Consider the following 16,331-nt stretch of genomic DNA (forward strand, 5'->3'; position numbering starts at 1 on the left):
GTTGGCGACGTTTTGAGCGCCGTGGGGAGGGGAGTCAACTCGATGTCGTCCCGGCCGGGGACGACAATCAAGCCGCGGCAAACCGGCGAAAGCCGTTCCACATCGCGGTCGCGGCGCCCGAGGTCAGCACCGGCAGGATGCGCGCATCCTGGTAATTTCCGTTGAGCGAAACGCGCGGCAGCGCCGTCATGTGACCGGCGTTCTCGGCGAACAGCATGCCGGGCCGCGTCGTCACCGCGGTCTTGAAGCCGGCGGATGCGGCAAGCGCGAATTCGCGCGTCCCTGCGGCCTCGCGGTCGCCATAGGGATAGGCAAGGTGCAGCACCTCCCGCTCCAGCGCCTGCTCGATGCGCACGCGGCTCACCGCCATCTCCTCTGCGGCGATCTCCTCGCTTTGCTTGGCGAGATTGCAATGGCTGATAGTGTGCGCGCCGATCGTCACCAGCGGGTCGGCCGCGAGCCGTTTCACCTCATCCCAGGACAGGCACAGGCTGCGGCAGAGCGCCTCCATGTCGACGCCATGGGCGACGCAGAGCGCCTCGATCTCACGCTTCAGATCGTGCTCGCCCGGCAGCGCGCGCAGCCAGTCGTGCAGGCGATCGAACGTCGCCTGCTTAGCGGCCGGCGTGCTCGCATCGAGCCGCAGCGCGGAATGGCCGATTGTGACCTCGACTTGCTCGGCCTTGGCGATGACCGCTTCCAGCGCGGTCCACCACAACCGTCCGATGCCTTCGGCGAAATCGCTGGCGACATAGACGGTGGCGGGCGCGTCAAATTCGCGCAGCACCGGCAGGGCATGGTCACGGTTGTCGCGATAGCCGTCGTCGAGCGTGAAGGCGGCGAAGCGGCGCTCGAACCGGCCTTGAACCAGCCGCTCGTGCAGCTCGTCCATGCTGACGATGTCGATCTCGCTTGAGCGCAGATGGCACAGCGTCGCGCGCAGGAAGTCGGGGGTCACCTCGAGATGCCGGTTCGGCTGGAACGCGTCCTCACGGGCCGGGCGCACATGGTGCAGCATGAAAATGGCGCCGACGCCCGACAGCAGCGGACGCAGCAGGTGATGCGCGCCGCTGAGATAGAGTGCTCCCAGCCCGGCGCGAATGACGTTGTTACGGAGTTGTTTCATGACCGGCTGGCCGACCCCTGGGCATTCCACCCCCAATGTAGGGACTGACCCTTGAAGAAAAAGTTATTCCAATTGTTCACTGGTGGCCCCGGAAAGGGCCCCATTTCCGGTTTGACAGCCTGCCAAGGGTTTGTTTTGTCTCCGGTTCCAGAGTTCGGGTCGTCGAATGCAGATGCTTTTCAGGTGGGCCAGCAAATGGTGGCCGGGGCTGATTCCCCTGGCCATCATGTGGGGATTTGCGGCCTGGAATAACACCTTGCCTGTCGAGACCGACCTGTCGGCCCGCAGTTCGGCCGCGCTCAAGGATACCGTCCTGGACAAGACCCGAATCGCGGTGGACGGCCGGGACGTCAGCCTGGCCGCGGACGCCTTCTCCGAGGAGGGGCGCCGCGACGCCGTGACCACGGTCGAGATGGTTCCAGGCGTGCGGCTGGTCGATGACCAGACCCGCCTTGTTCCTGAAGCCAAGCCCTTCGTCTGGAACGCCGAGCGGGACGTGGTGCGGGTGACCCTGTCGGGCTCCGCGCCGTTGCCGTCGATGAAGGCGCGCCTGACCGAAGCCGCGCGCAAGGAGGTCAATGGCGGCGAGGTGGCCGACCAGATGGGTCTCGCCCGCGGCGCGCCGCCGCGCTTCGAGGCGGCGGCGATGCTGCTGCTCGACCAGATCGGCAAGCTGAAAGACGGCAAGATCACGATCTCGGACAGCAAGGTCAGTCTGTCAGGCATGGCGCGCGACCTCGGCGGCCGCGAGGCGATCGCCGCCGCGCTGAAGAATTTGCCTGAAGGCTTCTCGATCGCAGCGAACGAGATCAAGGCGCCGCCTTACATTTTCCAGGCTTACAAGGACCCGGTTGCGGCGACGGTGACGTTGACGGGCTACGTGCCCGACAACGCCGTGCACGCCACGATCGCAGCCATCGCATCGCGGAAATTCTTCACCGAGAAGGTGGTCGACAATCTCAAGTCCAGTATCGGCGCGCCCAGTTCGTTCAACACCGCGGTCGTCGCGGCGCTCGGCGCGCTGTCGCGATTGTCGACCGGCACGCTCGTGGTCTCGGATCGCGAGGTGAAGCTGTCGGGTGATGCGCTGTACGAAGGCGCGGCCAACGACATTCGTGCCGGTCTCGGCAAGGACTTTCCAAAGACCTGGCAGTACAAGCCCGAAATCACCGTCAAGCCCGCGGCAGGGCCGGTGGATGGCACGGTCTGCCGGCAATTGTTCTCGGAGCTGCTGGCCAAGGGCAAGATTCGATTCGAGTCCAAGCGCGCCGACATTGATCCTGACTCCGCAGGCGTGCTCGATCACCTGATCGAGACCGCATTGCGCTGTCCCACCACCAATATCGAAGTGGCCGGCCACACCGATGCCGATGGCGAGGACTCGTTCAACCAGGCGCTCTCCGAGAAGCGCGCGCAGGCGGTGATCGACTATTTGGTCAAGGCGGGTCTGCCCGCGGACCGTTTCACTGCGGTCGGCTATGGCAGCACGCAGCCTGTCGCCGGCAACGACACCGACGAAGGCAAGGCGCAGAACCGCCGCATCGAATTTCTGGTGAGGTGACGATGCCCTATCTCGTCTCGTTCCATATGGGCTGGCTGATCGGCTCAGTGCTGCTGGGCTTCTGCATGGGCTGGATCTCGGTGGTCCAGCGCGGCAACGGCACCTCGAAGGTGACCGCGGGCTGGCTCGCGCTGCTCGTCGCGGGCCTGGTCGCGGCCTCGTTTGCGCATGTGGTGCCGGGCCGTTTCGGCTACTGGCTCGACCTCGGCCTCGTCATGTTCGCCTGCTATCTCGTTGGCTGCACCATTGGCGCCTGGCTGCGCTATTGGGTGGTCTCGCGCAGCCAGCCCGCTGCCTGAAGATGAGCCCCTTCCGGCGCTCATCTCAAACTCCACGAACCGAGTGATCAGCAAACAGATTGCGCGAAAGCGCAAGGCGGCGCTTGACAACAATACGTACGTACGTATTGTTTGCTCATGCCCAAGCCATCCCTCAAAGACGCCATCCTAGACGCCGGCCTCAAGGTCATGTTCCGGACCGGCTATCACGGCACCAGCGTGCGTGACGTCACCGCTGCGGCGGGTGCGCCTCAGGGGTCCTTCACCAACCATTTCCGCTCCAAGGAGGCGTTCGCCTCCGAGGTGCTCGATCGCTACTTCGACGTCACCCGCGGCCTGGTCGCTGAAGCGCTCGAGGACACCTCGCTGACGCCGCGCGCGCGGCTGCGGCGCTACCTCGACATCATCACCGGAAGGCTCGAGGCCGACGGCTATGGTCGCGGCTGCCTGATCGGCGATCTCAGCCTCGAGGCATCGGGCCGCAGCGAGCTATTGCGCGCACGTCTTGCCGCGATCTTCGCCGAATGGCGTCTCCCGTTCACCGCCTGCATCCGGGATGCCCAGACCAGTGGCGAGATCGCCTCCGATTTCGAGCCCGATGAGCTTGCCGACTTCCTGCTCGCGTCCTGGCAGGGCGCGATCCTGCGCATGAAGGTCGACCGCAATCCCAAAGCGCTCGAACGCTTCAAGACCATCGCATTCAAAACCGTGTTCAGGGAGCCGACATGACCAAGCCGATCGAGATCCGCAAAACGTCCGTCCTCGGAAGCCACATGGCCTATCGCGAGACCGGCGCGGAAGGCGCGCCCGTGGCGCTGTTCCTCCATGGCAATCCGACCTCCTCGCACATCTGGCGCAACATTCTGCCGCTGGTCGCGCCGGTCGCGCATTGCATTGCGCCCGACAACATCGGCTTCGGTCAGTCCGACAAGCCCGACATCGCCTACCGCTTCTTCGATCTTGTCCGTTATCTCGATGCCTTTATCGAACAGCGCGGCATCACATCGGCCTATCTCGTCGCGCAGGACTGGGGCACGGCGCTCGCATTTCATCTCGCGGCGCGCCGGCCGGATCTCGTGCGCGGCCTCGCCTTCATGGAATTCATCCGTCCAATGCCGACCTGGCGGGATTTCCACCACACCGAGGTCGCCGAAGAGCAGGATCATGCCGAAGCGGCGCGCGCGGCTTTCCGCAAGTTCAGGACGCCGGGCGAAGGCGAAGCGATGATCCTCGAGGCCAACGCGTTCGTCGAGCGCGTGCTGCCTGGCGGCATCGTGCGCACGCTGAGCGAGGCGGGAATGGCGCCCTATCGCGCGCCATTCCCGACGCCAGAGAGCCGCCGGCCGGTTCTTGCACTTCCGCGCGAACTGCCGATCGCCGGCGAGCCCGCGGACGTCTATGCCGCGCTCGAATCTGCACACGCGGCCCTGGCCGCGTCTTCCTATCCAAAGCTGCTGTTCGCGGCCGAGCCCGGGGCGCTGGTCGCGCCGGAATTTGCCGAGCGGTTCGCAGCCTCCCTGAAGCACTGTGCGCTCGTTCGTCTCGGCGCCGGATTGCACTTCCTTCAGGAAGATCACCCTGAGGCGATTGGCCGGTCCGTCGCCGGCTGGATCGCCGGCATCGAAGCGATGCGCCCGCAGCTTGCAGCCTAAGGCGAGCGCGAGCTCCGAATGACCTGCTTCTCGCGGCTGCCGGTGGGCGGCCGCGATTGCATTTGTGATGCCGCAGTGCACCCCGATGATCGGAGGCGAGGCGCCGGCCACGCAATTGTGCGCCCCGCGGTCGGCCGGTGCGGCGGTGTCCCCTCTTTCAACAGGCAGAGGCGACCCATAGATTGATTTCGACTTAAGGCGTGACGGAACATTGTCCGGTCGAAATCATCAAAACTTCACGGCGGCTGCGCAGGATTGCCATGGAGATTCGCGTCAGTCTTGCCGCCGAAAGCGCCAAACCGTGCATCCTGAGCTCGCAAGCCTGCCTAAAATATTGAAGGCACGTGATTTTGTTCACATTGGCGAATTCCACTCCGCTCCAAAACGCGCTAGTGGAGGGACGGGGGGCATGCGCGAGACCGGAGCCGACGGCGAGGGTTCGTTGAGTGCCAATGCGTCGTTCGCCTGTTCGCCGGCCACCCTGGCCGCTGAAGCGTTGTTCGAGGTCTAGATGCTGGAAGCCATACGCAGGGCGATGACGTTGCTGCGCCAGAAGCAAATCCTGCACAAGCTGGGAGTTGTGATCAGCGTCGCGGTCATCGGCATCGCTTGCTATGTGCTCTACCACATGCTGCGCGGCATCGACACGAACGAGGTGATCGAGGCGATCAAGAGCACCGAGCCGCGCCAGATTGCGATGGCCGCACTGTTCGTCGCCGCAGGCTATTTCACCCTGACCTTCTACGATCTGTTCGCCGTGCGCGCGATCGGCCGTTCCCACGTGCCCTATCGCATCAATGCGCTCGCGGCCTTCACCAGCTATTCGATCGGCCACAATGTCGGCGCCAGCGTCTTCACCGGCGGCGCCGTGCGCTATCGCATCTATTCGGCCCATGGCCTCAATGCGATCGACGTCGCGAAGATCTGTTTCCTCGCCGGCCTGACCTTCTGGCTCGGCAATGCTGCCGTGCTCGGTCTCGGCATCTCCTATCATCCGGAGGCGGCCGCCGCGATCGACCAGCTGCCGCCCTGGTTGAACCGCACCGTCGCGATGATGATCATCGTGGCGCTGGTCGCTTACGTGGTCTGGGTCTGGACCCAGCCGCGGGTGGTCGGGCGCGGCCCCTGGACCGTGGTGCTGCCGGGCGGCCCGCTGACGCTGCTGCAGATCGCCATCGGCATCATCGATCTCGGTTTTTGCGCGCTTGCGATGTACGTGCTGGTGCCCGACGAGCCCAATCTCGGCTTTGTCGTGGTTGCGGTCATCTTCGTCTCGGCGACGCTGCTCGGCTTCGCCAGCCATTCGCCCGGCGGCTTGGGGGTGTTCGACGCCGCCATGCTGGTCGGGCTGTGGCAGATGGACCGTGAAGAGCTGCTCGGCGGCATGCTGCTGTTCCGGGTGCTGTATTATCTGTCGCCTTTCGTCATCTCTGTAATCTTGCTGACGTTTCGGGAGGTTATCATTGGCGCCCGATCGAAACGTCTGCAGCAGGCGGCGCTCAAGCTCGACCCAGGTCCACCGCCTGAAGCCGCTTATGTGAGAAAGCGCAGCGACAGCAGTGGCGTCTGACCGGCGCAAAGCGAACAAAGGAGAAGCCCGGCCCGATGGCGATCGACGCTCCCTCGTCTCCCACGGTGCAGCCCTGGTCCGACCGGCTACGGCACTCGACCATCATCCTGATCGCCGCGGCCCTGGCGCTGTCGGTCGTGGTTTCGCTTGGCGAGTTGTCGGTGGTGCGGGCGGCGACGGTGTTCCTGTGCATCGCCGCTGCGGCGCTGATCCCATGGCGGCTGCATGATACCGCCGCCTCGCGCGAGGACGTCAGGCGTGTCAATCCGGTTGAAAGCGCTGCGGTGGCTGCAGTCGTTGCCGGCATGCCGGATCCGGCGGTGCTGCTCGACCGCGCCGGCCGGGTCATTCATCTGAACGCCGCCGCCGCCCAGCTCGCGCCGGCGCTGCGCAAGAACGAGCTCGCCCAGTTCGCGCTGCGCTCGCCCGAGATCATCACGGCACTGCGCGAGTCCATTGCCACCACCGAGCCGCGGCGTGCGACCTATCTCGACCATGTTCCTGTTGATCGCTGGATGGAACTGATCATCACCCCGGTGCCGGTGCCGACCAATTTCGGCGGTGCCGACAAATGCATGCTGATGACCTTCCACGACCAGACGCCGCTGCGCCGCGTCGAGGAGATGCGCGCCGACTTCGTTGCCAATGCCAGTCACGAATTGCGTACGCCGCTGGCGGCGCTGTCGGGCTTCATCGACACGCTCCAGGGCCAGGCCAAGGACGATCCCAAGGCGCGCGAGCGCTTCCTCGGCATCATGCACAACCAGGCCACCCGCATGGCCCGCCTGATCGACGACCTCCTGTCGCTGTCGCGGGTCGAGCTGTCGGCGCATGTGCGGCCTGATACCTTGGTCGACCTCCTGCCGATCATCTTCCAGGTCGCCGACGGGCTCGAGCCGCTGGCGCGGGAGCGCCAGGTCGAGGTCGAGACCCATTTGCCTGATGGCCCGGTCATGATCGCCGGCGATCGCGAGGAACTGCTCCGCCTGTTCGAAAACCTGATCGAGAACGCTCTCAAATATGGCGCATCCGGCGGACGTGTCGTCGTGTCGCTGACGCTCCCGGCGCCTGCCGATGCAACTCAGGAAATCCGGGTCATGGTGCGGGATTTCGGCCCTGGCATCGCGCCGGAGCACCTGCCGCGCCTGACCGAGCGGTTCTACCGGGTGGACGTCGGCGACAGTCGCTCGCAGGGCGGGACGGGGCTCGGATTATCGCTGGTGAAACATATTCTTAACCGTCACCGAGGCCGTCTTTTGATCGAAAGCGTGCCCAAACAGGGTGCGACTTTCACCGCCTGTTTCCCCCAGGCTAAGACTTTAGTTTAAGCTATAAAACAAAGCGATTTCAACCGCTTAACACTGTCATCCGACTGTCACGAAACCTTCGTAAAAGCTCAGCCGACCGCTCCTAAAGGGGGCGGCGCGGGGAGCGCGATCGGGCGCGGATGGCGCTTCGCTCCCCTGTATGGAGACCAGCATGAATTTCCTCAAGACGATCGTCGCTGCCGGCTTGGTCGCCGCATCGACGACGACGGCATTTGCCGCCGACATTACCGGTGCCGGCTCGACCTTCATCTTCCCCGTCCTCTCCAAGTGGGCCGACGCCTACAAGAAAGAATCGGGCAACGGCGTGAATTACCAGTCGATCGGTTCCGGTGCCGGCATCAAGCAGATCCAGGCCAAGACCGTGACCTTCGGCGCGACCGACGCTCCGTTGAAGGCTGATCAACTTCAGAAGGACGGCTTTGCCCAGTGGCCGATGGTCATGGGCGGTATCGTCCCGGTCGTGAACGTTGAAGGCGTGAAGGCCGGCGAGCTCGTACTCGACGGCGCCACCCTTGCCGACATCTTCATCGGCAAGATCACCAAGTGGGACGACGCTGCGATCAAGAAGCTGAACCCGAGTGCCAAGCTGCCGTCGGATGCGATCTCGGTCGTTCACCGCGCGGACGGTTCGGGCACCACCTTCAACTTCACCAACTATCTCTCCAAGACCAGCGCCGACTGGAAGAGCAAGGTCGGTGAAGGCACTGCTGTCGAGTGGCCGGTCGGCGTCGGCGCCAAGGGCAATGAAGGCGTTGCCGGCAATATCGCCCAGACCAAGAATTCGATCGGTTATGTCGAATACGCCTATGCCAAGCAGAACAAGCTGACCTACACCAAGATGGTCAACAAGGCCGGCAAGACCGTCGACGCGACCAACGAGGCGTTCCAGGCGGCCGCTTCCAACGCCGACTGGACCAGCGCTCCGGGCTACTACCTGATCCTCACCGACCAGCCCGGCGACAAGTCCTGGCCGATCGTCGCGACGACCTTCGTGTTGATGCACAAGGAAGCCGTCGACAAGGCCGCCTCGCAGGAAGCGCTGAAGTTCTTCAAGTTCGCCTTTGACAAGGGTGCGAAGTCCGCTGAAGAGCTCGACTACATCCCGATGCCCGACAACGTCGTGAAGCTGATCGAGAAGACCTGGTCGGCCGACATCAAGAGCTAAGCTCCTTGCTCTCCGGACGCGATGCGGCCCCTGACGGCCGCATCGTGGACCATATGACTTTTCCGCCCCGGATCAGCCTTGCGCTGCGTCCGGGGCGCGAGATCAAACAAAAGCGTATATCATTGGTACAGGGGATCGGCGTGGCAGATATGGCTGTCGAGAGCAATGTGATTGATGCCGCCGGTCCGTATGATCGCGCCAAGGCTTTGAGCGCGTTCAAGCTCGGCGACGTCACCTTCTACTGGATCACGCGGCTCAGCGCGATTTCGGTGCTTCTCATTCTCGGTGGCATCATCGTTTCGCTGATCATCGGCGCTATCCCGGCGATGAAGGAATACGGCTTCGCGTTCCTGTGGACGCAGCGCTGGGCGCCGTCGGCGGATCCGCCCGTGCTCGGCGCGCTCGGACCGATGTACGGCACGGTCGTCACCTCGTTCATCGCGATGCTGATCGCCATTCCGGTCGGTTTGGGCATTGCGATCTTCCTGACCGAGCTGTGCCCGCAATGGGCTCGCCGCCCGATCGGCATGGCGATCGAGCTGCTCGCGGGCATTCCCTCGATCATCTACGGCATGTGGGGCTTCTTCGTGCTGGGGCCGTTCCTGGCCAACAACTTCCAGCCCTTGATGATCAAGATCTTCGACGGCGTCCCCGTGCTCGGCGCGATCTTCGCGGGTCCCCCGTCCTATCTCAGCCTGTTCAACGCCGCGCTGATCCTCGCGATCATGGTGCTGCCCTTCATCACCTCGATCTCGGTCGACGTGTTCAAGACGGTGCCGCCGGTGTTGAAAGAAGCCGCCTACGGTGTCGGCTGCACCACCTGGGAAGTCGTGCGCAGCGTGGTGATCCCCTACACCCGCGTCGGCATCATCGGCGGCGTCATGCTGGCGCTGGGCCGTGCGCTCGGCGAGACCATGGCGGTGACGTTCATCATCGGCAATTCGTTCCGCATCTCGTCGTCGATCTTCGCGCCGGGCACCACCATCTCGGCGGCGATCGCATCCGAATTCGCCGAGAGCGACGGCCTGCACCAGTCCGGCCTGATCCTGCTCGGCTTGTTGCTGTTCGTGCTGACGTTCTTCGTGCTCGCCGGCGCCCGGCTGATGCTGCTGCGCCTGGAAAAGAAGGCGGGAAAGTAACATGAACCCGATTTACGCACGCCGCCGCCGCAAGGACATCGTGATTCGCGGGCTCTGCGTCGGTGCTGCCGCCTTCGGCGTCACCTGGCTCGCGCTGATCCTGATGACGCTGCTCTACAACGGCCTGTCCGGCCTCAGCCTCGACCTGTTCGTTTCGGACACGCCGCCGCCGGGCTCGACCGAAGGCGGCCTGCGCAACGCCATCGTCGGCTCGGTGATCATGACCGTGATCGGCGTCGGGATCGGCGCGCCGCTCGGCCTGTTCGCCGGGACCTATCTCGCCGAGTACGGCCGCAACGACAAGCTGACCTCGGTGATCCGTTTCATCAACGACATCCTGCTGTCGGCGCCCTCGATCATCATCGGCCTGTTCATCTATGGCGCCGTGGTGGTGCCGATGCGCGGCTTCTCGGCGATCGCAGGCTCGCTCGCGCTGGCCGTCATCGTGATCCCCGTCGTGCTGCGTACGACCGAGGACATGCTGCTGCTGGTGCCGAATGCGCTGCGTGAAGCGGCCTCCGCGCTCGGCCTGCCGCGCTCGCTGGTGATCAAGCGCATCGCCTATCGGGCGGCGCGCTCGGGCCTCATCACCGGCGTCATGCTGGCCACCGCTCGTGTCGCCGGTGAGACCGCGCCGCTGCTCTTCACCGCGCTGTCGAACCAGTTCTTCAGCCTCGGCTTGAACAAGACGATGGCCAACCTGCCGGTGACCATCAACAACTTCGTGCAGAGTCCCTACGCCTACTGGAAGCAGTTGGCCTGGAGTGGCGCTCTGCTGATCACATTGACAGTGCTTGCCCTGAACATTGGCGCGCGCCTTCTGAGCGCCGAGAGGACCGCAAAATGAGCGATATGTCTGTATCCGTCAGTACGCCCGCTGTTCATCCCGGCTCGCACCCGCTGCCCGAAGCCCCGGCCAAGGTGACGGTGCGCAACCTCAACTTCTATTACGGCGAGCACCACGCGCTGAAGAACATCAACCTGGCGCTCGGCACCAACCGCGTCACGGCCTTCATCGGCCCGTCCGGTTGCGGCAAGTCGACCCTGCTGCGCATCTTCAACCGGATGTACGACCTCTATCCGGGCCAGCGCGTCACCGGTCAGCTGATGCTCGACCAGACCAACATCCTCGACCCCAAGCTGGACCTCAATTTGCTGCGCGCCCGCGTCGGCATGGTGTTCCAGAAGCCGACGCCGTTCCCGATGACGATCTACGAGAACATCGCCTTCGGCATCCGCCTCTATGAAAAGATCTCGAAGTCCGAGATGGACGACCGCGTCGAGAAGGCGCTGCGCGGCGGCGCGCTCTGGAACGAGGTCAAGGACAAGCTCAACGCCTCCGGCCTTTCGCTCTCCGGCGGACAGCAGCAGCGCCTCTGCATCGCCCGCACCGTCGCGGTGCGGCCTGAAGTGATTTTGTTCGACGAGCCCTGCTCGGCGCTCGACCCGATCTCGACCGCCAAGGTCGAGGAGCTGATCCAGGAACTGTCCGAGAATTACACGATCGCGATCGTCACCCACAACATGCAGCAGGCGGCGCGCGTCTCGGACAAGACCGCCTTCATGTATCTCGGCGAGCTGATCGAGTTCGACGACACCAGCAAGATCTTCACGTCGCCGTCGGACCGGCGCACGCAGGATTACATTACCGGCCGGTTCGGCTGAGGAGACGGACATGGGTTCTGAACATACCGCAAAGGCCTTCGACACCGACCTCCAGGAACTGACCAGATCAGTTGCGGAAATGGGCGGCCTCGCCGAGCGCATGATCGTCGATTCCGTCGACGCACTGATCCGTCGCGACGTCGCGCTCGGCCAGCGCGTCGTCGCCACCGACGTCGAGATCGACGCGCTGCAGAAGAGGATCGAGGAGCACGCCGTGCTCACCATCGCCCGCCGCCAGCCGATGGCGGTGGACTTGCGCGAAATCGTCGGCGCGATGCGCGTCGCGACCGATCTCGAGCGGATCGGTGATCTCGCCAAGAACATGGGCAAGCGCGTCGCGGCGCTGGAGACGGATTTCCATCCGCTCAAGCTGTTCCGCGGTCTCGAACACATGACCGACCTCGTGCAGCAGCAGGTCAAGTCGGTGCTGGACGCCTATGCCGCGCACGATCTGCCGGCGGCGATGGCGGTGTGGAAGGGCGATGAGGAAGTCGACGCCATCTGCACCTCGCTGTTCCGCGAGCTCCTCACCTACATGATGGAGGATCCGCGCAACATCTCGTTCTGCATCCATCTGATGTTCTGTGCCAAGAACATCGAGCGGATCGGCGACCACGCCACCAACATCGCCGAGACCGTGTTCTACATGATCGAAGGCCAGGCCATCACCGACAAGCGGCCGAAGGGCGACATGACGACCTTCGCCACGACGATCCCCAATACCTGAATCCTCAAGGAGCGACGACCCCATGGGCGCACGCATTATGGTGGTTGAAGACGAGGAAGCTCTCACCGAGCTGCTTCGCTACAACCTCGAAGGCGACGGCTATGACGTCGAGACGGTGATGCGCGGCGACGACGCCGACACCCGCCTCAAGGAGCACATTCCCGACCTGATCGTGCTCGACTGGATGCTGCCGGGTCTGTCCGGTATCGAGCTGTGCCGCCGGCTGCGCGCGCGTTCCGACACCAAGCAGCTGCCGATCATTATGCTCACCGCGCGCGGCGAGGAGAGCGAGCGTGTCAGGGGCCTTGCGACCGGCGCCGACGATTACATCGTCAAGCCGTTCTCCGTGCCCGAGCTCCTGGCGCGCGTAAAAGGCCTGCTGCGGCGCGCCAGCCCGGAGCGGCTCGCGACCGTCCTTGCTTTCGGCGACATCGAGCTCGATCGCGAGAAGCGTCGCGTGGCGCGCTCGGGCCGGCCGATCGATCTCGGCCCGACCGAATATCGCCTGCTGGAGTTCTTCCTGGAACATCCCGGCCGGGTGTTCTCGCGCGAGCAGCTGCTCGACAGCGTCTGGGGTCGCGACATCTATATCGACGAACGCACCGTCGACGTGCATATCGGCCGCCTGCGCAAGCTGCTCAATCTCGGCCGCGAGCAGGACCCGATCCGCACCGTCCGCGGCGCCGGCTACGCGCTCGACGATCGCTTTGCCAAGGCCGAGCAGACATCGGGTTGATTGAGCTGAAAGCCAGGCAAAACAAAAAAAGCGCGCCTAGTGGCGCGCTTTTCTTTTGGTCCCGACTTGTCGCCGGAACGATATCGTCTAAAGCCGCATTCAGCGCGTGCTTGGCTTGGCCGGTGCGCGGCGGCGATCGGCCGCCGGCTGATAGGCGACGCGCGAGTGCTGGGCGCAGTAGGGCAGGCCGGACAGGGCCTTGCCGCCGCAGAAGAAGAAATCCGGGCTCGAGGGATCGCCGACCGGCCAGTGGCAGGTCGCCTCGTTCAGCTCCAGCAGCGACAGCCGCTGGCTCATCGGCACAACGTTGTCGTACGTGACCGGTTCAGCCTCGACCTCGACCTCGAAGGCCTGCGCCAGCGCGGTGTTGCCGCGCGCGATGGGGCGGCTCACCCGCATCATGTGCTGCGCGGGACGCGCCTTGCGCGGCCGGGGAGCGGCTGATGAGGGGCTCTTGGCGCGGCCCGACAGGCCGAGCCTGTGCACCTTGCCGATCACGGCGTTGCGGGTCACGTTACCAAGCTCAGCCGCGATCTGGCTGGCCGAAAGTCCGGCCTCCCAGAGCTTTTTCAGCTGCTCGACGCGATCATCTGACCAGGTCAAAACCGTCATTGCACCCTTTCCTTCGCCGGCGCCTGCCATCCTGGGGCCTCACGACGAATGCCTAAGCCTCGAAAAACCCGTGCCGCCAGAATCCCTTAAGGCTCGCCGGGCGCGCGTAGTGCGCCCGAACGTTTACGCCGGTACATGAGGACTCTTGGAATCAGAACCGCTGCACGAGATGTCGTATCTGACAAGCCAAACGCTACAATATGGCGTGACTCGCGCGCAAGAGTCCGCCGACTCGCTTCCACATGTTCCGTGGCGAAAATCCCGCAAAATCGCCACCGCAAGACTACGGATTCAGCATTTCGCGAGGCTTTCCGGGCGGCATTGACACCCGTATTGCCAGGCATAAGATAGTTGTGCGTGCCGCCCTTAAAAGGCGGCACGTTTCGTTTTCCGGACCAAATGACGCGCTGCGCCATGCGTGTTCAGGCCGTCCGAAACATCTTGATGACCATCAAAGAGACCGTCATGACCAACAGCGCAGCGCCGCATTTGCTCCCCGTTTTCGCCAGGGCCGACATCGGTTTTGAGCGCGGTGAAGGCGTCTGGTTGATCGCAACCAATGGCGATCGCTATCTCGATTTCACCTCGGGCGTGGCGGTGAATGCGCTCGGCCATGCCCATCCGGCGCTGGTCAAGGCGCTGCAGGAGCAGGCCACCAAGCTCTGGCACATGTCGAACCTGTTCCAGAGCCCTGATGGCGAGAAGCTCGCTGCGCGCCTCTGCAGCGAGAGCTTTGCCGACTTCGTGTTCTTCTGCAATTCCGGCGCCGAAGCGCTCGAGGGCGTGATCAAGCTGGTCCGCCATCATCACTTCTCCAAGGGGCATCCGGAGCGCTACCGCATCATCACCTTCGAAGGCGCCTTCCACGGCCGCACGCTGGCGACGCTGGCGGCGACCGGATCGGCAAAATACCTCGAAGGCTATGGTCCGCCGATGGAAGGCTTCGACCAGATCCCACATGGCGACATCGAGGCCGTGAAGAAGGCGATCGGCCCGCACACCGCCGGCATCTTGATCGAGCCGATCCAGGGCGAGGGTGGCGTGCGTTCGGCGCCTCCAGGCTTCCTCAAGGCGCTTCGCCAGCTCTGCGACGAGAAGGGTCTGCTGCTTGCGTTCGACGAGGTCCAGACCGGCATGGGCCGCACCGGCGATCTGTTTGCCCACCGCCGCACCGGCGTCACACCCGATGTGATGTCGCTGGCGAAGGCGCTCGGCGGCGGTTTCCCGATCGGCGCGATCCTGGCGACTGCGGATGCGGCCGCCGGCATGGGGCCCGGCTCGCATGGCTCGACCTTCGGCGGCAACCCGCTGGCGATCGCGGCGGCGAACGCCGTGCTCGACGTCATGCTCAAGCCCGGCTTCTTCGACCACGTGCAGAAGATGTCGCTGCTGCTCAAGCAGAAGCTCGCCTCCGTGATCGACCGTCACCCCGATATCGTCAGCGAAATTCGCGGCGAGGGGCTTCTGATCGGTATCAAGGCCGTGGTGCCATCAGGTGACCTGGTCGCAGCCTTGCGCAACGAGAAGCTGCTCACGGTCGGCGCTGGCGACAATGTCGTGCGTTTCCTGCCGCCCTTGATCGTCACCGAAGCAGAAATCGAAGACAGCATCGGGCGGCTCGAACGCGCCTGCACCACGCTGTCGGGCAACAAGCGGGCGGCAAGCTAATGAGCAAGACGCCAAAACACTTCCTCGATATCAACGAGCTGCCGCTGTCGGAGCTCAAGAGCATGCTCGCGGCCTCCTCCGCCATGAAGGCGAAGCAGAAAGCGCATCAGCCGGTGAAGCCGCTCGAAGGCAAGACGCTGGCGATGATCTTCGAGCGCCCATCGACCCGCACGCGCGTCTCGTTCGATGTTGCCATGCGGCAGCTCGGCGGTGAGCCCATCATGCTCACCGGTGCCGAAATGCAGCTCGGCCGCGGCGAGACCATCGCCGACACGGCGCGCGTGCTGTCGCGCTATGTCGACGCCATCATGATCCGCATCCTCAACCACGAGGCGCTGCTGGAGCTCGCGCAGTATGCGACGGTGCCCGTGATCAACGGCCTGACGCGGCGCTCGCATCCGTGCCAGGTCATGGCCGACCTGATGACCTATGAAGAGCATCGCGGCCCGATCGAGGGGCGGACCGTGGCCTGGACCGGCGACGACAACAACGTGCTGGCGTCCTGGGCGCATGCCGCCGAGCGCTTCAAGTTCAAGCTCAACGTCGCAACGCCGCCGGAGCTCGCCCCGAAGAAGGTGATGCGCGACTGGATCAAGGCGACCAATGCGCCGATCGTGCTCGGCACCGATCCCGAAGCCGCCGTGAAGGGCGCCGATTGCGTCGTCACCGACACCTGGGTGTCGATGGGCGACAAGGAAGGCGAGCACCGTCACAACGTGCTCAAGCCCTACCAGGTCAATGCCAAGCTGATGTCGCTGGCCAAGCCCGACGCGTTGTTCATGCACTGCCTGCCCGCCCATCGCGGCGAGGAGGTCACCGACGAGGTGATCGACGGTCCGCAATCGGTCGTGTTCGACGAGGCCGAAAACCGCCTGCACGCGCAGAAGGGCATTCTGGCCTGGTGCTTCGACGCGGTGAAATAATTGGGTGATGGAGCGGTAGCTGCGCCACCCTCCACCGTCATCCCGGACAAGCGGCGCGCCGATCCGGGATCCATAACCACAGGACGTTCTGTGGCGAGGACTCGGAGTTGTCATCTCGCGCGCTGACGTAGTCCTGTGGTTATGGATCCCGGGCTCGCGCTTCGCGCGCCCCGGGACGACA

At 64.2% G+C, this 16,331-nt stretch carries 16 protein-coding genes; 14 read left to right on the top strand and 2 right to left on the bottom strand.

Features of this window, described 5'->3' with window-relative positions; genetic code table 11:
- Window positions 1-67: 67 nt before the first annotated feature.
- Window positions 68-1,126 carry a polysaccharide deacetylase family protein gene (locus Q0687_RS34115; protein WP_298886853.1) on the bottom strand — a complete coding sequence of 353 codons (1,059 nt, stop codon included), beginning with the start codon at window positions 1,124-1,126 and terminating at the stop codon, window positions 68-70.
- Window positions 1,127-1,292: 166 nt separating this feature from the next.
- On the opposite strand from Q0687_RS34115, the gene Q0687_RS34120 reads away from it, so the two are divergent.
- From Q0687_RS34120 to phoB, 12 genes are all read left to right on the top strand, one after another.
- Window positions 1,293-2,687, top strand: coding sequence for an OmpA family protein (locus tag Q0687_RS34120; RefSeq protein ID WP_298886855.1), 1,395 nt, complete (start codon window positions 1,293-1,295; stop codon window positions 2,685-2,687).
- Between the two features lie 2 nt (window positions 2,688-2,689).
- Entirely contained in the window at window positions 2,690-2,986 is a 297-nt protein-coding gene (locus Q0687_RS34125; protein WP_298886857.1) for a hypothetical protein, read from the top strand.
- Window positions 2,987-3,103: 117 nt separating this feature from the next.
- On the top strand, window positions 3,104-3,694 hold the full coding sequence (locus Q0687_RS34130; protein WP_298886859.1) for a TetR/AcrR family transcriptional regulator: 591 nt from the start codon (window positions 3,104-3,106) through the stop codon (window positions 3,692-3,694).
- Window positions 3,691-4,617 carry a haloalkane dehalogenase gene (locus Q0687_RS34135; protein WP_298886862.1) on the top strand — a complete coding sequence of 309 codons (927 nt, stop codon included), beginning with the start codon at window positions 3,691-3,693 and terminating at the stop codon, window positions 4,615-4,617. Before Q0687_RS34130 ends, Q0687_RS34135 begins: the two co-directional genes overlap by 4 nt.
- Before the next feature lie 511 nt (window positions 4,618-5,128).
- Complete coding sequence (locus Q0687_RS34140) at window positions 5,129-6,187, top strand: lysylphosphatidylglycerol synthase domain-containing protein (protein WP_298886865.1); 1,059 nt, start codon at window positions 5,129-5,131, stop codon at window positions 6,185-6,187.
- Window positions 6,188-6,222: 35 nt separating this feature from the next.
- The gene (locus Q0687_RS34145) at window positions 6,223-7,515 is read left to right on the top strand and encodes an ATP-binding protein (protein WP_298886868.1); all 1,293 of its coding nucleotides are present in this window, start codon (window positions 6,223-6,225) and stop codon (window positions 7,513-7,515) included.
- Window positions 7,516-7,666: 151 nt separating this feature from the next.
- Window positions 7,667-8,680 (top strand): phosphate ABC transporter substrate-binding protein PstS, encoded by a 1,014-nt coding sequence (gene pstS / locus Q0687_RS34150; RefSeq protein WP_298886871.1) that lies wholly within the window; start codon window positions 7,667-7,669, stop codon window positions 8,678-8,680.
- 149 nt (window positions 8,681-8,829) lie between these two features.
- Window positions 8,830-9,819, top strand: a complete 990-nt coding sequence (gene pstC, locus Q0687_RS34155) for a phosphate ABC transporter permease subunit PstC (RefSeq protein WP_298886992.1) — start codon at window positions 8,830-8,832, stop codon at window positions 9,817-9,819.
- A gap of 1 nt (window position 9,820) precedes the next feature.
- Window positions 9,821-10,666: a phosphate ABC transporter permease PstA gene (gene pstA / locus Q0687_RS34160; protein WP_298886874.1), complete on the top strand. Its 846-nt coding sequence runs from the start codon at window positions 9,821-9,823 to the stop codon at window positions 10,664-10,666.
- A complete protein-coding gene (gene pstB / locus Q0687_RS34165) occupies window positions 10,663-11,484 on the top strand; it encodes a phosphate ABC transporter ATP-binding protein PstB (protein ID WP_298886877.1) in 822 nt (273 codons plus the stop codon). The genes pstA and pstB overlap by 4 nt, the downstream gene beginning before the upstream one ends.
- Before the next feature lie 10 nt (window positions 11,485-11,494).
- Window positions 11,495-12,211 carry a phosphate signaling complex protein PhoU gene (gene phoU, locus Q0687_RS34170; RefSeq protein WP_298886880.1) on the top strand — a complete coding sequence of 239 codons (717 nt, stop codon included), beginning with the start codon at window positions 11,495-11,497 and terminating at the stop codon, window positions 12,209-12,211.
- A gap of 22 nt (window positions 12,212-12,233) precedes the next feature.
- Complete coding sequence (gene phoB, locus Q0687_RS34175; protein ID WP_298886883.1) at window positions 12,234-12,947, top strand: phosphate regulon transcriptional regulator PhoB; 714 nt, start codon at window positions 12,234-12,236, stop codon at window positions 12,945-12,947.
- A gap of 99 nt (window positions 12,948-13,046) precedes the next feature.
- On the opposite strand, the gene Q0687_RS34180 is transcribed toward phoB, so the two are convergent.
- On the bottom strand, window positions 13,047-13,559 hold the full coding sequence (locus tag Q0687_RS34180) for a GcrA family cell cycle regulator (RefSeq protein ID WP_237864169.1): 513 nt from the start codon (window positions 13,557-13,559) through the stop codon (window positions 13,047-13,049).
- A 465-nt stretch (window positions 13,560-14,024) separates the two neighbouring features.
- Here Q0687_RS34180 and Q0687_RS34185 point away from each other — a divergent pair, with 465 nt between their 5' ends.
- Window positions 14,025-15,227, top strand: coding sequence for an aspartate aminotransferase family protein (locus Q0687_RS34185; RefSeq protein WP_298886889.1), 1,203 nt, complete (start codon window positions 14,025-14,027; stop codon window positions 15,225-15,227).
- Entirely contained in the window at window positions 15,227-16,150 is a 924-nt protein-coding gene (gene argF, locus Q0687_RS34190) for an ornithine carbamoyltransferase (protein ID WP_298886892.1), read from the top strand. The genes Q0687_RS34185 and argF overlap by 1 nt, the downstream gene beginning before the upstream one ends.
- Window positions 16,151-16,331: the final 181 nt, after the last annotated feature.

The organism is uncultured Bradyrhizobium sp. (genome assembly GCF_936928535.1).
In the GTDB taxonomy this organism is placed as follows: Bacteria; Pseudomonadota; Alphaproteobacteria; order Rhizobiales; family Xanthobacteraceae; genus Bradyrhizobium.

Bases quoted from the DNA above. Each gene is read 5' to 3' on its own strand.
- phoB (WP_298886883.1), top strand. From the start codon at position 12,234: ATGGGCGCACGCATTATGGTGGTTGAAGACGAGGAAGCTCTCACCGAG.
- Q0687_RS34120 (WP_298886855.1), top strand. From the start codon at position 1,293: ATGCAGATGCTTTTCAGGTGGGCCAGCAAATGGTGGCCGGGGCTGATT.
- Q0687_RS34125 (WP_298886857.1), top strand. From the start codon at position 2,690: ATGCCCTATCTCGTCTCGTTCCATATGGGCTGGCTGATCGGCTCAGTG.
- Q0687_RS34115 (WP_298886853.1), bottom strand. From the start codon at position 1,126: ATGAAACAACTCCGTAACAACGTCATTCGCGCCGGGCTGGGAGCACTC.
- Q0687_RS34180 (WP_237864169.1), bottom strand. From the start codon at position 13,559: ATGACGGTTTTGACCTGGTCAGATGATCGCGTCGAGCAGCTGAAAAAG.
- phoU (WP_298886880.1), top strand. From the start codon at position 11,495: ATGGGTTCTGAACATACCGCAAAGGCCTTCGACACCGACCTCCAGGAA.
- Q0687_RS34130 (WP_298886859.1), top strand. From the start codon at position 3,104: ATGCCCAAGCCATCCCTCAAAGACGCCATCCTAGACGCCGGCCTCAAG.
- Q0687_RS34140 (WP_298886865.1), top strand. From the start codon at position 5,129: ATGCTGGAAGCCATACGCAGGGCGATGACGTTGCTGCGCCAGAAGCAA.
- Q0687_RS34135 (WP_298886862.1), top strand. From the start codon at position 3,691: ATGACCAAGCCGATCGAGATCCGCAAAACGTCCGTCCTCGGAAGCCAC.
- Q0687_RS34185 (WP_298886889.1), top strand. From the start codon at position 14,025: ATGACCAACAGCGCAGCGCCGCATTTGCTCCCCGTTTTCGCCAGGGCC.
- Q0687_RS34145 (WP_298886868.1), top strand. From the start codon at position 6,223: ATGGCGATCGACGCTCCCTCGTCTCCCACGGTGCAGCCCTGGTCCGAC.
- argF (WP_298886892.1), top strand. From the start codon at position 15,227: ATGAGCAAGACGCCAAAACACTTCCTCGATATCAACGAGCTGCCGCTG.
- pstA (WP_298886874.1), top strand. From the start codon at position 9,821: ATGAACCCGATTTACGCACGCCGCCGCCGCAAGGACATCGTGATTCGC.
- pstS (WP_298886871.1), top strand. From the start codon at position 7,667: ATGAATTTCCTCAAGACGATCGTCGCTGCCGGCTTGGTCGCCGCATCG.
- pstB (WP_298886877.1), top strand. From the start codon at position 10,663: ATGAGCGATATGTCTGTATCCGTCAGTACGCCCGCTGTTCATCCCGGC.
- pstC (WP_298886992.1), top strand. From the start codon at position 8,830: ATGGCTGTCGAGAGCAATGTGATTGATGCCGCCGGTCCGTATGATCGC.